Raw genomic sequence first — 13,407 nt, 5'->3', positions numbered from 1 at the left:
CTCAGCCCTCCCAGGCGCGGACAAAATCCTCGACGCGGATCTCCGGGGCGCGGCGCAGCTCACGCTCCGGTGTACCAAGGTAGAGGTAGGCGATGATCTGCTCGTCCGCCGCCAGCCCCAGCCCCTTGGCCACATGGGCGTTATAGGCCATGTCGCCGGTACGCCAGACCGCACCGACACCCTGAGCATGGGCGGCCAGCAGCATGCCATGCGCGGCACAGCCGGCTGCTATCACCTGCTCGGAAGCGGGTACCTTGGGGTGAGCCTGAACCCGGGCGATCACCACCACCAGCAATGGCGCGCGCAGCGGCATGCCACGCGCCTTGTTCAGCGCCTCCGGCGCAGCATGCGCATCGGCGACCTGCAGGGCTTCGGCGAACAGCTCACCCATACGCTCACGCGCTTGCCCTTCGACCGTCAGAAAACGCCACGGACGTAGCTGGCCATGATCCGGTGCGCGCAGGGCTGCGCGAAACAGCAGGTCACGCTGCGCGGCATCCGGGGCTGGTTCGACCAGGCGAGGAACGGAAACACGGTTGAGCAGAGCGTCGAGAGCCTCCATCGGCCACCTCCAAAAACAAAGATGGCGCATTCTCAATGCTGCAAGCTGCAAGCTGCAAGCTCAGCGGTATGCGGGGGACGGCGCATCAGCCTGTAGGCGCTGCGCCTCGCGGTGAATCGCAAGAACATCGCAAAGCAAGAATCTTCGCCCCGGGGCGGGGCTCCTACACAAACCCCGCAGGCGCCGCCCTACCCTGTAGGAGCCGCGCCTCGCGGCGAATCGTAAGAACACCGCAAAGCCAAAAGCTTCGCCCCGGGGCGGGGCTCCTACACAAACTCCGCAAGCGCCGGCCTACCCTGTAGGAGCCGCGCCTCGCGGCGAATCGTAAGAACACCGCAAAGCCAAAAGCTTCGCCCCGGGGCGGGGCTCCCACAAAGGCGCTTCGGGTATCCTGCCAGATGAGCATCAGGCGATGCCCTGCTTCACCTGCGGCTTGAGATACCGTCAGGCTACCCGGTCGGGCGATATCACCGGTTGCACCGGCGGAGTGAGCGGTGGCAGACCGTAAGCCTTGCGCGCGTCGTCGCAACGCGGGTTGTGCTCACCGTTCGCCCATGACGCTTCGAACTCGCGGCAGCTACTCGAGCGCTGTTCGTACATGGTGCAACGCACACCACAACCGACGTCGCCCAACAGCTGGGTGCAACGTGCCGGTTTGCTCTCCGTGCCACGCATGGCGACGTAATGGGGGCTGATCTGGATGACCTGCTCGTCCGGAACGCTACCGCCCGCGGATTGGCACTCGCCCCAGAAGAAGGACACACGAAAAAACGCGCAGCAGGCGCCGCACGTGAGGCAGGGATTAGCTTCGGACATTTGAGGAGAACTCGGAAACCGACGGACGTCGGCAACTGGCGGCTATTCTATGCTCGGCGATGCGCTTGTAAAGCCCCCACCGTTGCGGTTTACAGCCGCCCGTCCGCAGGTAGAATGGCGCATTTTCCAACCCGCCAGAGCCCTCTACATGGCCTTGCCGACGCTGCGCATCATCGGTTTCATCATCGGCATATTCCTGATTACCCTGGCGATCAGCATGGCCATCCCGATGCTGACCCTGCTGATCTTCGAGCAGCCTGAAGATCTCAATGCCTTTCTCTGGTCCAGCCTGATCACTCTGATCGCCGGGCTCGCCCTGGTTATTCCCGGTCGGCCGCAGAACGCTCAGTTACGCCCGCGTGACATGTACCTGCTGACGACCGGGAGCTGGACCTTGGTTTGCAGCTTTGCCGCGCTGCCCATGATGCTGATCGCCCATATCAGCTACACCGACGCCATCTTCGAAACCATGTCCGGCATTACCACTACGGGCTCCACCGTACTGACCGGGCTGGATGACATGTCGCCCGGTATTCTGATCTGGCGCTCGATGCTGCATTGGCTCGGCGGTATCGGCTTCATCGGCATGGCCGTCGCCATTTTGCCGCTGCTGCGCGTGGGTGGCATGCGCCTGTTCCAGACCGAATCCTCGGACTGGGGCGAAAAGGTCATGCCACGCTCGCACATGGCCGCCAAGTATTTGTTGCTGATTTATCTGGCCCTGACCCTGCTCGGGTTTCTGGCCTTCTGGGCTGCGGGCATGAGCCCTTTCGACGCCATCAACCACTCCATGGCATCGATTTCCACAGGCGGTTTCTCCACCTCCGATGCGTCCCTGGCGCACTGGCCAGAACCGGCAGTGCATTGGACGGCAGTCGTGCTGATGCTGCTCGGTGGCATGCCATTCATGCTCTATGTCGCCTTTGTCCGCGGCAATCGCCAGGCGCTGTTCAAGGACCATCAGGTTCGCGGCTTCATCGGCTTTCTGCTGCTGACCTGGCTGGTATTCGGCACCTGGTTGTGGATCAACTCGGACTACGCCTGGCTCGACGCCTTTCGCATTGTCGCGGTGAACGTCACTTCGGTGGTCACCACTACCGGCTTCGCCCTCGGCGACTACACCACCTGGGGCAGTTTCGCCGTGCTGCTGTTCTTCTACCTGACCTTCGTCGGCGGCTGTTCCGGCTCGACATCGGGCGGCCTGAAGATCTTCCGTTTCCAGGTCGCCTACGTGCTGCTCAAGGCCAACCTGATGCAACTGGTGCACCCGCGCGCGGTGATCAAACAGCAGTACAACAATCACAACCTGGATGAAGAGATCGTCCGCTCGCTGATCACCTTCTCCTTCTTCTTCACCATCACCATCGGTGTGCTGGCCCTGGCCCTGACCCTGGTCGGCCTGGACTGGGTCACCGCGCTGACCGGCGCCGCCACCGCGGTGTGCAACGTCGGCCCAGGGCTTGGCCCGATCATCGGCCCGGCCGGCAACTTCGCCAGCCTGCCGGATTCAGCCAAGTGGCTACTCAGTGCTGGCATGCTGCTCGGCCGCCTGGAAATTCTGACCGTACTGGTGCTGGTCACCCGTAGTTTCTGGAAACACTGACCGATGCCCCTAGCCAGCCTGCGCATCCTCGCCTTCATCAACGGCATCTTCCTCGTCACCCTGGCGCTGAGCATGCTGGTGCCGGTGATCACCCTGTTGATCTTCGAGCAGACGCAGGGCATCAATGCCTTTCTCTGGTCGAGCCTGATCACCGCACTCACCGGTATCGCCATGATCGCTCAGGGCAGGCCCCAACAAACGCAACTGCGCCCCCGCGACATGTACATGCTGACGGTGTCGAGCTGGGTGATGGTGTCGATCTTCGCCGCCTTGCCATTCATCTTCGCCGAACGGGCGAGCATCACCGACGCGTACTTCGAGAGCATGTCCGGCATCACCGCTACCGGCGCTACCGTATTCAGCGGCCTCGACGACATGTCGCCGGGTACGCTGATCTGGCGTTCACTGCTGCACTGGCTGGGCGGCATCGGCTTCATCGGCATGGCCGTGGCGATCTTGCCGATCCTGCGCATCGGGGGCATGCGCCTGTTCCAGACCGAGTCGTCGGACCGCTCGGAAAAGGTCATGCCGCGCTCGCACATGGTCGCCAAGTACATGGTGCTGGCCTATGTCGGCCTGAGCACACTCGCGGTGCTGGCGTTCTGGTGGGCGGGTATGGGCCTGTTCGATGCGATCAACCACGCCATGTCGGCGATCGCCACCGGCGGTTTCTCCACGTCCGACTCTTCACTGGGCAAATGGCAGGAACCGGCGATTCACTGGGTCGCCATCGTGGTGATGGTGCTCGGCAGCCTACCGTTCGTGCTCTATGTCAGCACCCTGCGCGGCAACTACCGCGCACTGTTTCGCGACGCGCAGGTGCGTGGATTCCTGCTGTTGCTGGTGGGCAGCTGGTTCGTGCTGGCTGGCTGGAAATGGCTCACCACCGACCTGTACTGGCTCGATGCGCTGCGCCTGGTGGCGGTGAACATCACCTCGATCATGACTACCACCGGCTTTGCCGTGGGCGATTACCACCTGTGGGGCCCGTTCGCCAGCATGATGTTCTTCTACCTGGGTTTCGTCGGCGGCTGCTCCGGCTCCACCGCCGGAGGTCTGAAGATCTTCCGCTTTCAGGTCGCTTACATCCTGCTCAAGGCCAACCTCAGGCAGCTCATTCACCCCCGTGCGGTGATCAAGCAGCAGTACAACCGCCACCGCCTGGATGAAGACATTGTTCGTTCGATCCTCGCTTTCGCCTTCTTCTACACCATCACCATCGCCACCCTGGCACTGGCGGTGGCGATGTGCGGGGTGGACTGGATCACTGCCCTGACCGGCGCTGCGGCGATGGTCTCAGGCGTTGGCCCAGGCATGGGCGAGATGGTCGGTCCGGCCGGCAACTACGCCACCATCCCCGATCTGGCCAAGTGGCTGCTGAGCTTCGGCATGTTGCTCGGGCGCCTGGAAATCCTGACCGTGCTGGTGCTGCTGTTCCCGGCCTTCTGGCGCCACTGAGCAGGCGCGCTACGCAAGCCCGCGACGACTGCGATACTCACCAGGCGTTTCACCGAACCAGCGGCGAAACGCCCTGAAGAAGTTGCTCGGATCGGCAAAGCCCAGCAGATAGGCGACCTCCAGCAGGGTCAGGTCAACCTGCCCAAGGTACTGCTCGGCCAGCTCACGACGGGTGTCATCGAGCAGTTGCTGGTAGCTGGTGCCCTCCTCCTGCAGACGCCGCTGCAGAGTACGCTGCGACAGGTGCAGCGTTTGCGCCACCACTTCACGCCGCGGCTCGCCCTGAGGCAAAAGGCGACACAGCACCTGACGTGCCTGATGGGTGACGCGACTGCTGCAGAAACGCGCGAGGTATTCGCCAGCAAAACGGTCATGCAGTTGCGCCAGCGCCTCATTGGCACTGGGCAATGGTGTCTCCAGGTCGGCACGCTCGAAGATCAACCCGTAATGCTCGGCATTGAACTTCAGCGGAGCCTGGAACACCTGCTGATAAGGCGCCAGGTCGGCAGGTGGCGGACCTTGCAGGCGAATCTCGCGCGGACGAATGGGCTTGCCGGTCATCCAGCGGCAAAAGGCCAGGCAGTATGCCAGGGACGCCTCGGCGCTCTGCCGGGCCGGCGGCAGGCGGTCGCCATGAATGGCCAGAGTCAGCGCATAGCCGTCGGGTTGCGGCAAGAAATTCAGGTCCGCGCCTTCACCAATGATGCGCTGGTAGCGCACCAGACGGGTGAAGCCATCACGCAGGTTGCGACTGGACATCAGTGCATAACCCACCACATGGAAGGACGCCGGGCGCACCACCTGCGCCATGTTCAGGCCGATCGCCGGGTTGCCCGACAGCGCCACGGCGCGCTGCCACAGACGGGTCATGCCGTCCTGCGGGAAACGCGCATCGGGGTCGTTCAGCGCGGCGTAATCCATGCCCAGTTCGGTGAACAGGCTGGTGCAGTCTACGCCGCCCAGCTCCAGCGCCTGTACGATGGCCAAGGCCCAGTTGGAGGATGTGGTTCTTTCGCTCATCGTCTTGTTCTTGTGATCAATCAGCAAGGCCATGGTTGGCGGCGCAAGGATACTAGACTGGCACCTTAAGTCAGTGGCCCACGGAGACAGCAGGTCTAGACTCGTAGGTGACAATAACAGGAGGTGCGCCATGACCGCCCAGACCACCGAACGCTACCAGAGCTTCGCCGAGTTCTACCCCTATTACCTGCAGGAACACAGCAACCCCGTGTGCCGCCGACTGCACTATGCCGGCAGTCTGCTGGTGCTGGCGATCCTCGCCTACGCCCTGCTCAGCCAACAATGGCTGTGGCTGCTGGCCATGCCGCTGGCCGGTTATGGCTTCGCCTGGGTCGGCCACTTCGTCTTCGAAAAGAACCGACCAGCCACCTTCGACTATCCGCTGTACAGCCTGATGGGCGATTGGGTGATGCTCAAGGATGCCTTTACCGGCCGCATCCGTTTCTAAGAACCTGGCTGTCCACACTAGGGTCTGTTGCCGTTTCGACGCGAGCCGCGTTGCTGCGCCAAATTGCGCCACGCGAGGCGCGGGATGCAGGTAATGGTCGTTCCCTTGCCAAATCCCGCAACGACGCATGGCGCAATTTGCCGCGCAACCCGAAGGGACGGGCCAGTTTTTGCGTGGTACGTCGTTACTCGACGGCTCATTTGGGCGACCAAACTTCGCGTCTCGCGCCTAGCCCCACGCAAAAACTGGCTCCGTCGCGGCCGTGCGCGAAACGGCAACAGACCCTAACAACAAGAACGAGAGAAACCATGAATAGCCGCGCCCGCTTCACCCATATGCAAGACGGCCAGGCCGAGGACTGGGCCATCATCGCCCAGGACTTCGCCGCCTATGCCGCTCAGTTGCCAGCCCGCATCCTCGACCACCTGCGTCTGCTCGACGGCGATTTCGGTGGCTTTCCGGTGGACCGCCTGACCCACTCGCTGCAAACCGCCACCCGCGCCTATCACGACGGCCGCGACGAGGAGTACGTGATCTGCGCGCTGCTGCATGACATCGGCGATACCCTTGGCAGCTACAACCACCCGGACATTGCCGCAGCCATCCTCAAGCCCTTCGTCAGTGCCGAGAATCACTGGATGGTGGAGAAGCACGGCATTTTCCAGGGCTATTACTTCTTCCATCACCTGGGCATGGATCGCCACCTGCGTGAGCAGTTCAAGGATCACCCGCAATACCAGGCGACCATCGAGTTCTGCGCCAAGTACGATGCGGCCGCCTTCGACCCCGACTATGAAAGCCTGCCATTGAGCTTCTTCGAGCCCATGCTGCAGCGCGTGTTCGCCCGGCCGAAGAACTCCATCTATCTGGCTGCAATGGACAATACCAGCGCCTGACCGCTGGCCACTGTTGCGCCACCGTTCGGCGGCCATGCTTGGCTGGCCGCCACCCCCTTGGTTATGATCCCCGCCCAGCGAGCCTCTGGCTCAGGTCTTGCAGACCAGCCAGGCGTCCAGCAGAGACGCCAGAAATCCAGCAGGGACAGTTCCAGCAGATGAAGCCAGCAACCATCAGCCGTGCCAACGGGCTACCGACGCCGCCGTTGCGCGAATACTATTCGCGCGTACTGGCCTATATCGCCACGGCCGCCAGCATCGCCGCCGGCACCTATGTCGGGCACTTCGCCTACGACATTCTGTGGATGGTGCCCTACGCCCTGCTCTACCCTCATCTGGCGCACAATCTCAGCCGCCGCTTCAAGCGCGACTACCCGCAGCAGACCGACCTCGCCCTGCTGTTCTTCGATGCCCTGCACGCCGGCGCGGCCTGCGTGCTGCTCGGCTTCTCTGCCGTGCCCAGCCTGATGTTCCTGCTGATTCTCTGTTTCAGTGCCCTGGTGGTCGGTGGCATGCGCTATCTCGGCCTGGGCCTGCTGGTGGCCGCCAGCGGCATGGCGCTGTGCGCCGCGCTGGTTGGGGTTCATCCCAATACCGACACGCCGACGCTGGTGGCGCTGGTCAGCATCCTCTTCGCTACTCTGTACATCTGCATCACCGCCTACTTCGTCAACCAGCAGGGCCTGCGCCTGGCTCAGGTACGCAGCGAGATCAAGCGTGAGCAGGAAAAGGCCGCACGCCTGGCGCGCAACCTGGCCAAGTACCTGTCACCACAGGTCTGGGAATCGATCTTCACCGGCAAGAAGAGCGTGCGCCTGGAGACTCAGCGCAAGAAGCTCACGGTGTTCTTCTCCGATATCAAGGGTTTCACCGAGCTGTCGGAAGAGCTGGAAGCCGAAGCGCTGACCGACCTGCTCAACACCTACCTCAATGAAATGTCGAAGATCACCCTGAAATACGGCGGCACCATCGACAAGTTCATTGGTGACTGCGTCATGGTGTTCTTCGGCGACCCGAGCAGCAACGGCGCCAAGAAGGATGCGGTCGCGGCGGTTTCCATGGCCATCGCCATGCGCAAACACATGAAGGTGCTACGCCAGCAGTGGCGCGCCCAGGGCATCACCAAGCCACTGGAAATTCGCATGGGCCTCAATACCGGCTACTGCACGGTGGGCAACTTCGGCGCCGACACGCGCATGGACTACACCATCATCGGCCGCGACGTGAACCTTGCCAGCCGCCTGGAAAGCGCCGCCGAATCCGGCGAAATCCTGATCTCCCACGAGACTTATTCGCTGGTCAAGGACGTGATCATGTGCCGCGACAAGGGCCAGATCGCCGTCAAGGGCTTCACCCGCCCGGTGCAGATCTACCAGGTGGTGGACTTCCGCCGCGACCTGGGCGCCACCTCCAGCTACGTCGAGCACGAACTGCCGGGCTTCTCCATGTACCTGGACACCAATGGCATTCAGAACTTCGACAAGGAACGGGTGATCCAGGCGCTCAACCAAGCCGCCGAAAAGCTGCGCGACAAGGTCATTCTGTAAGATCGGAACGCCGGCCGCTCGTAGCGCAGCGAACAGTCCGCCGTTTACGTATCTCACACAGCCGACGGCGTACTGCTTCGCGAGTACGCCCTACACGCTGAGCTCGATTCGCGGCTGAAGCCGCTCCTACGGTGAAGCAGGCGCCGAACCTGCCTTTGTGGGAGCGGCTTCAGCCGCGAAAAAACGACCTACAACGCAGTATCCGGCAACGCCTCATCCAGCAACGCCGACTCGCCGTCGATCAGCTCGTAGGGCGGACTCAGGAGCGCCAGCGAACAGTCCGCCGTTCTTTGGCGCGGGACAAATCCGACGGCGTACTGCTTCGCGAGTACGCCCTACTGCAATACACCCTATGCCTCCAGTGCCTCAGCCAGCGCCGGCTCGCCATCGATCAGCGGCTGCAATGCCAGAAACTCCAGCGCCGACGCGCGCCAGGACTGCGCCGCAGCCAGCTCTGCGCAACGCTTACGATCCAGCTCCAGCGCGTCCATGCAGGCAGCGTGTAAATCCTCGGCCATCACCCCACTGAGCCCCTGCTGCAGCACATCCAGTGGCCCGGCAACGGGAAACGCAGCCACCGGCGTACCGCAAGCCAACGCTTCCAGCATCACCAGCCCATAGGTATCGGTACGCGAGGGGAAGACCAGCACCGAGGCATCCTGGTAGGCCTCGGCCAACGCCTGGCCATGGCGGTAGCCGAGAAAGCGCACCAGCGGATACCGCTGTTGCAACGCCTCACGCTGCGGGCCGTCGCCGACCACGCGCTTCTCACCTGGTAACTCCAGATCGAGAAAAGCCTGCAGGTTCTTTTCCGGAGCGATGCGTCCGACGTAGAGAAACACCGGTCGCACAGGTCGGGGGCGCGTCTCGTCCGGCCGAAACAGCCGGGTGTCCACGCCTTTGCGCCACAGTTGCAGCCGTTGCAGATCCCAGCCGGCGAACTCCTCGCGCAACCGCTCGGTAGTCACCAGCACGGCTTGGCTGGGGCGATGGAAAGCGCGTATGGATAGCCGTGGAAAACGCCAGCCCACGCTTGACCAGCCAACGCCGCGCTGCCCAACCCAGCGGCCCCTCGGTAGCGAGGTGCACGCAGTCAGGACGAAAGTCGCGAATCGCCGTACCGACGCGCCACAGATCCCACACCAGCGGAATCTCCGGATAAGTGGGGCACGGCACGGCGCGAAAATCGGCGGGCGACAGCAGCTTGACCTGATGACCCAGCCCGCGCAGCTCGCCGACCAGCGCGGCCAGACTGGTGACCACGCCATTGACCTGAGGCGTCCAGGCGTCGGTGACGATCAGTATCCTCATGCGCCGGTCTCGAGGGCGACAGCCTGCTCCTCGCTGGCCAGTTGCGCCTCGGCCAGACGATAGAGCTCGATCTGCCCATCCCAGTGCTCGATCAGCGCCGTGCAGGATTCCACCCAGTCGCCGCAGTTCATGTATTCCACACCACTCACCTGGCGAATCTCGGCATGGTGAATATGGCCGCAGACCACGCCCTGCAGGCCGCGCTTGACACACTCGTGAGCGATGGCCTCCTCGAAGTCGCTGATGAAGTTCACCGCGGTCTTGACCTTGTGCTTGAGGTAGGCCGACAGCGACCAGTAACCGTAGCCCCAGCGGCTGCGCCAGTGATTGAGCCAGCGGTTGAGGGTCAGGGTGAATTCGTAAGCCGAATCACCGAGGAAGGCCAGCCAGCGGTGATAACGGGTAATCACGTCGAACTGGTCGCCGTGGATCACCAACAACTGGCGACCATCGACCGTGACGTGCACAGCCTCGTCGACCAACTGGATGTTGCCTAGCAGCAGGCTCGAGTAACGACGGAGGAACTCGTCATGGTTGCCGGTGACGTAGATCACTTCGGTGCCGCGCTTGCTCATGGTCAGCAGGCGGCGGATGACGTTGGTGTGCGCCTGCGGCCAGTAGATGCCACCGCGCAGTTTCCAGCCGTCGATGATGTCGCCCACCAGATAGATGCGATCAGCGTGATAGCGCTTGAGAAAGGCCGCCAGGTGTTCGGCCTGGCAGTCGCGCGTGCCGAGGTGTACGTCGGAAATCCACAGGGTGCGGACTCGTTGCTTGCGGCTGGGCTTGGCGAGCTGGGCGCTGGTCATGGGCGACCTCCGGCTGGGTTTAGACGAGCTTGAGGGGTCGCGGTGAAAGGCTTGTGACAGGAAAAAGACCGTTCGATGACGCAGCAGCGCCCCCGCCCGAGGCGTTACACTCCGGCGGTTGCCGAGGAAAATGCCATGCTCCCGATCCTGTCCCTGCGTCATTACAGCCACGAAGTGCTCAGCCATAGCCACGACCACGCGCAACTGGTGTTCGGCCTGGCGGGTGAACTGCAGTTCGAAGTGGATGGCCAGGGCAGCCAGGTGCTGCGCCATCACCTGGCCGTAGTGCCGGCCGAAGCGCGCCATACCTGCGGCAGCCCACGCGGCAGCCAGTGCCTGGTGCTGGACCTGCCGGCCAACGACTGGCTGGAACGCCAGCTCGGCCACCATGCGGGCGATATCCAGCGTCTGCTGGACAAGCCCAACGCCCTGCAACTCGATCCCTCGCAGGGCCAGCTCCTCAACTGGCTGGCCAGCAGCCCCATCAATGACCCGATCATCGCCGGCCAGGGTGCAGCTCTGCTGCTCGGCAGCCTGGCCTGCAGCCGCCAGCATGCCGAGACACCCGGCTTGCCGATGGCGGCCCTGGATCGCTATATCGAGCAGCACGCGGCGCATCCGCTGCAGGTGGCAGACCTGGCGCGCCTGGCCGGTCTGTCGGTGGCGCGCTTCCATGCCCGCTTCCTCGCCGAGACCGGCAGCACGCCCATGGAGCATATCCGCCAACGGCGCCTGCGCCTGGCCGAGCAACTGCTGCGTGGCAGCGACCTGGCCGTTGGCGAAATCGCCGCACGGGTCGGCTACAACTCGCAAAGCGCCTTCACCGCTGCCCTTTCCCGCCACCTAGGCATGACCCCAAGGCAATTGCGCCGCACGCGCTAGCAACCTTATTCGCGCCCCGCCCGTGAAATCGCCCCGGATTTCATCCGGGCTACAGCGGGTTCGCCGCACGCACCCGAGATGCTAACGAGAGCCTGGCGACAAAACTCATCACTCCCGCGACAGACAGCTATCGCCTGCGCCGCCTAGACTGCGCCGCATCATCGAGGAGTACCCCATGCAAACCATCGAATGGCAGGATTTCGAGAAAGTGGAGCTGCGCGTCGGCACCATTCGCAGCGCTCGTCCCAATGAAAAGGCAGTGAAGCCGGCCTATGTGCTGGACGTGGATCTCGGCGAACTGGGCGTCAAGACCTCCAGCGCGCAGATCACCGCGCACTACGATTGTGGCGAGCTGATTGGTCGCCAAGTCCTGTGCGTGTGCAATTTCGCCCCCAAACGCATCGCCGGGGTGCGCTCGGAAGTGCTGGTCACCGGTGTCTATGACAGCGACAACCGTGTCGTCCTCGCCGGGTTCGACCAGCAACTACCCAACGGTGCGCGCCTGGCATGACGGAACGTAACGCCCTGCTGGCGATTCACCTGGGTGCCCTGCTGTTCGGCCTGTCGGGCATTTTCGGCAAACTGGCGGCGACCACGCCGAACATGATTGCAGGCGGCCGCGCGTTCTTCGCCGTGCTCGCCCTGGGCCTGGCTGCGGTGCTCTGGCGCAGCCGCAACGCGGTTCGCCCGAGCCTGCGGCAGATGGCTCTGCTGGCACTCGGCGGCCTGCTGCTGGGCACGCACTGGGTCACCTTCTTCGAGGCGGTGAAGGTCTCCGGCGTGGCCATCGCCACCCTCGGCTTCGCCAGCTTCCCGGCCTTCACCGTACTGCTGGAGGGCCTGCTGTTTCGCGAGCGCACCCGCCCCAGCGAGTTCGCCATGGTCGGCGTGGTATGCGTGGGGCTGATCCTGGTCACGCCCGAGTTCAGCCTGAACAGTGACGCCACAGTCGGATTGCTGTGGGCAGTGTTGTCGGGCTTTCTGTTCGCCCTGCTGTCGCTGCTCAATCGCGCCAGCACCCGTGGCCTCGACCCGGTAAAGGCCGCGCTGTACCAGAACGTCACGGTACTGATCTGCTTCCTGCCGCTGGCCTGGCCGCTGCTGCCCAGCGTGCGCCCGGTGGACTGGCTGTGGCTGGCCATGCTCGGCATCTTCTGCACAGGCCTGGCACACAGCCTGTTCGTCGCCAGCCTGCGCGTGCTCAAGGCGCGCACTACGGCAGTGATCTTCGCCCTGGAACCGGTCTACGGGATTCTGTTCGCCTGGTGGCTGTTCAGCGAGCAGCCGACACTGCGCATGCTGGCCGGTGGCGTGCTGATCGTCAGCGCCATCTTCGTTTCAGCGCGAATGGCGCGCTGACGCCAGGAATGCCTTTGCAGAGCAAGCAAAGGTAGGAGTCGGCTTACCGACGATGCGGTGATCATCGCCAGCAAGCCGGCTCCTACATACCCAACCGATCAACAGGCGCCCTGCTGATCAGTTGACGCTGTAATCACGCCCCGTCAGACAGGCGCCCAACGCCCGGCGATAACGCTCGGTGGAATCGGCACCTACTGGACGCGTTGCGGTAGCAGGGTCAAAACCGCTCTGTCCCACGGCCCAGCTGTGGCACTCATAACGATCACGCCCCTGTTGCTCGACACTCTGTCCGCTGGCTGGATAGGCGATCACTTCATAGCTGGCGACGCTATTGCCCTGTATGACTGGCGGCGGAGTGACGACCTCATAACGCTGGGCGTTGGCGTTCCACAGGTAGTAGGTGCCTGCTGCGACGAAGTACAGCGCACTGCCGATCCATAGCTCACGAGCGCCATCCGGCAAACCATGGCGATGACCGCCGGGGCCGGGGCTCCACTTACCCCAACCAGGGCCACCTGGAGCAGGCCCGCCAGGACCGGGCGGGCCTGCCAGCGCCTGGGCAGAAAGCGCCAGACTCATCAATGCCAGGATCACGGAGCGTTGCAGCGACATATTTCACCTCTCACAGAATGGCCCTATCGGCTCGAGGCAAATTATTCGCGCGCACTCGCAGGCGCGAGGTAAGCCCTGTGTAAA

The 13,407-nt window shown here is 63.3% G+C and carries 15 protein-coding genes; 8 read left to right on the top strand and 7 right to left on the bottom strand.

Annotation, left to right across the window (positions count from 1 at the left end; all coding sequences use genetic code 11):
• Position 1: 1 nt before the first annotated feature.
• Complete coding sequence (locus BLT86_RS03675; RefSeq protein ID WP_092374713.1) at positions 2–562, bottom strand: nitroreductase family protein; 561 nt, start codon at positions 560–562, stop codon at positions 2–4.
• A 444-nt stretch (positions 563–1,006) separates the two neighbouring features.
• Positions 1,007–1,378: a YkgJ family cysteine cluster protein gene (locus BLT86_RS03670; protein WP_037002400.1), complete on the bottom strand. Its 372-nt coding sequence runs from the start codon at positions 1,376–1,378 to the stop codon at positions 1,007–1,009.
• A gap of 148 nt (positions 1,379–1,526) precedes the next feature.
• Between BLT86_RS03670 and BLT86_RS03665 the strand changes: the two genes are divergently transcribed.
• Both BLT86_RS03665 and BLT86_RS03660 read left to right on the top strand, forming a co-directional pair.
• Positions 1,527–2,981 (top strand): TrkH family potassium uptake protein, encoded by a 1,455-nt coding sequence (locus BLT86_RS03665; RefSeq protein ID WP_092374710.1) that lies wholly within the window; start codon positions 1,527–1,529, stop codon positions 2,979–2,981.
• A gap of 3 nt (positions 2,982–2,984) precedes the next feature.
• Positions 2,985–4,439 carry a TrkH family potassium uptake protein gene (locus BLT86_RS03660; RefSeq protein WP_092374706.1) on the top strand — a complete coding sequence of 485 codons (1,455 nt, stop codon included), beginning with the start codon at positions 2,985–2,987 and terminating at the stop codon, positions 4,437–4,439.
• A 9-nt stretch (positions 4,440–4,448) separates the two neighbouring features.
• On the opposite strand, the gene BLT86_RS03655 is transcribed toward BLT86_RS03660, so the two are convergent.
• On the bottom strand, positions 4,449–5,459 hold the full coding sequence (locus tag BLT86_RS03655) for an AraC family transcriptional regulator (RefSeq protein WP_026088606.1): 1,011 nt from the start codon (positions 5,457–5,459) through the stop codon (positions 4,449–4,451).
• Between the two features lie 130 nt (positions 5,460–5,589).
• On the opposite strand from BLT86_RS03655, the gene BLT86_RS03650 reads away from it, so the two are divergent.
• From BLT86_RS03650 to BLT86_RS03640, 3 genes are all read left to right on the top strand, one after another.
• Entirely contained in the window at positions 5,590–5,907 is a 318-nt protein-coding gene (locus tag BLT86_RS03650) for an Mpo1-like protein (protein ID WP_017677387.1), read from the top strand.
• A gap of 308 nt (positions 5,908–6,215) precedes the next feature.
• Positions 6,216–6,803, top strand: coding sequence for an HD domain-containing protein (locus tag BLT86_RS03645; RefSeq protein WP_017677388.1), 588 nt, complete (start codon positions 6,216–6,218; stop codon positions 6,801–6,803).
• Positions 6,804–6,961: 158 nt separating this feature from the next.
• Positions 6,962–8,350 carry an adenylate/guanylate cyclase domain-containing protein gene (locus BLT86_RS03640; protein WP_017677389.1) on the top strand — a complete coding sequence of 463 codons (1,389 nt, stop codon included), beginning with the start codon at positions 6,962–6,964 and terminating at the stop codon, positions 8,348–8,350.
• Positions 8,351–8,700: 350 nt separating this feature from the next.
• On the opposite strand, the gene BLT86_RS26345 is transcribed toward BLT86_RS03640, so the two are convergent.
• Genes BLT86_RS26345 through BLT86_RS03630 form a run of 3 tightly spaced genes read right to left on the bottom strand, consistent with a single transcriptional unit; the run spans position 8,701 to position 10,470 of the window.
• Positions 8,701–9,192, bottom strand: coding sequence for a glycosyltransferase (locus BLT86_RS26345; RefSeq protein WP_408003029.1), 492 nt, complete (start codon positions 9,190–9,192; stop codon positions 8,701–8,703).
• Positions 9,119–9,661, bottom strand: coding sequence for a glycosyltransferase (locus BLT86_RS26340; RefSeq protein WP_408003015.1), 543 nt, complete (start codon positions 9,659–9,661; stop codon positions 9,119–9,121). Before BLT86_RS26340 ends, BLT86_RS26345 begins: the two co-directional genes overlap by 74 nt.
• A complete protein-coding gene (locus tag BLT86_RS03630; RefSeq protein WP_064494578.1) occupies positions 9,658–10,470 on the bottom strand; it encodes a UDP-2,3-diacylglucosamine diphosphatase in 813 nt (270 codons plus the stop codon). The genes BLT86_RS26340 and BLT86_RS03630 overlap by 4 nt, the downstream gene beginning before the upstream one ends.
• 135 nt (positions 10,471–10,605) lie before the next feature.
• On the opposite strand from BLT86_RS03630, the gene BLT86_RS03625 reads away from it, so the two are divergent.
• The 3 genes from BLT86_RS03625 (at position 10,606) to BLT86_RS03615 (ending at position 12,711) form a co-directional block, all read left to right on the top strand.
• The gene (locus BLT86_RS03625; protein WP_017677392.1) at positions 10,606–11,352 is read left to right on the top strand and encodes a helix-turn-helix transcriptional regulator; all 747 of its coding nucleotides are present in this window, start codon (positions 10,606–10,608) and stop codon (positions 11,350–11,352) included.
• A 175-nt stretch (positions 11,353–11,527) separates the two neighbouring features.
• Positions 11,528–11,863, top strand: coding sequence for a tRNA-binding protein (locus BLT86_RS03620; protein ID WP_092374703.1), 336 nt, complete (start codon positions 11,528–11,530; stop codon positions 11,861–11,863).
• Entirely contained in the window at positions 11,860–12,711 is an 852-nt protein-coding gene (locus tag BLT86_RS03615; protein ID WP_092374700.1) for a DMT family transporter, read from the top strand. Before BLT86_RS03620 ends, BLT86_RS03615 begins: the two co-directional genes overlap by 4 nt.
• 117 nt (positions 12,712–12,828) lie before the next feature.
• Here the strand turns inward: BLT86_RS03615 and BLT86_RS03610 are convergent, their stop codons facing one another.
• Positions 12,829–13,323, bottom strand: a complete 495-nt coding sequence (locus tag BLT86_RS03610; RefSeq protein WP_092374697.1) for a hypothetical protein — start codon at positions 13,321–13,323, stop codon at positions 12,829–12,831.
• Positions 13,324–13,407: the final 84 nt, after the last annotated feature.

It is taken from the genome of Pseudomonas sihuiensis, assembly GCF_900106015.1.
GTDB classification, from domain to species: domain Bacteria; phylum Pseudomonadota; class Gammaproteobacteria; order Pseudomonadales; family Pseudomonadaceae; genus Aquipseudomonas; species Aquipseudomonas sihuiensis.
Note: the sequence above shows the minus strand (reverse complement) of the source record. Positions and strands in the feature narration are given on the sequence as shown.

Bases quoted from the DNA above. Each gene is read 5' to 3' on its own strand.
- BLT86_RS03675 (WP_092374713.1), bottom strand. From the start codon at position 562: ATGGAGGCTCTCGACGCTCTGCTCAACCGTGTTTCCGTTCCTCGCCTG.
- BLT86_RS03670 (WP_037002400.1), bottom strand. From the start codon at position 1,378: ATGTCCGAAGCTAATCCCTGCCTCACGTGCGGCGCCTGCTGCGCGTTT.
- BLT86_RS03665 (WP_092374710.1), top strand. From the start codon at position 1,527: ATGGCCTTGCCGACGCTGCGCATCATCGGTTTCATCATCGGCATATTC.
- BLT86_RS03660 (WP_092374706.1), top strand. From the start codon at position 2,985: ATGCCCCTAGCCAGCCTGCGCATCCTCGCCTTCATCAACGGCATCTTC.
- BLT86_RS03655 (WP_026088606.1), bottom strand. From the start codon at position 5,459: ATGAGCGAAAGAACCACATCCTCCAACTGGGCCTTGGCCATCGTACAG.
- BLT86_RS03650 (WP_017677387.1), top strand. From the start codon at position 5,590: ATGACCGCCCAGACCACCGAACGCTACCAGAGCTTCGCCGAGTTCTAC.
- BLT86_RS03645 (WP_017677388.1), top strand. From the start codon at position 6,216: ATGAATAGCCGCGCCCGCTTCACCCATATGCAAGACGGCCAGGCCGAG.
- BLT86_RS03640 (WP_017677389.1), top strand. From the start codon at position 6,962: ATGAAGCCAGCAACCATCAGCCGTGCCAACGGGCTACCGACGCCGCCG.
- BLT86_RS26340 (WP_408003015.1), bottom strand. From the start codon at position 9,661: ATGAGGATACTGATCGTCACCGACGCCTGGACGCCTCAGGTCAATGGC.
- BLT86_RS03630 (WP_064494578.1), bottom strand. From the start codon at position 10,470: ATGACCAGCGCCCAGCTCGCCAAGCCCAGCCGCAAGCAACGAGTCCGC.
- BLT86_RS03625 (WP_017677392.1), top strand. From the start codon at position 10,606: ATGCTCCCGATCCTGTCCCTGCGTCATTACAGCCACGAAGTGCTCAGC.
- BLT86_RS03620 (WP_092374703.1), top strand. From the start codon at position 11,528: ATGCAAACCATCGAATGGCAGGATTTCGAGAAAGTGGAGCTGCGCGTC.
- BLT86_RS03615 (WP_092374700.1), top strand. From the start codon at position 11,860: ATGACGGAACGTAACGCCCTGCTGGCGATTCACCTGGGTGCCCTGCTG.
- BLT86_RS03610 (WP_092374697.1), bottom strand. From the start codon at position 13,323: ATGTCGCTGCAACGCTCCGTGATCCTGGCATTGATGAGTCTGGCGCTT.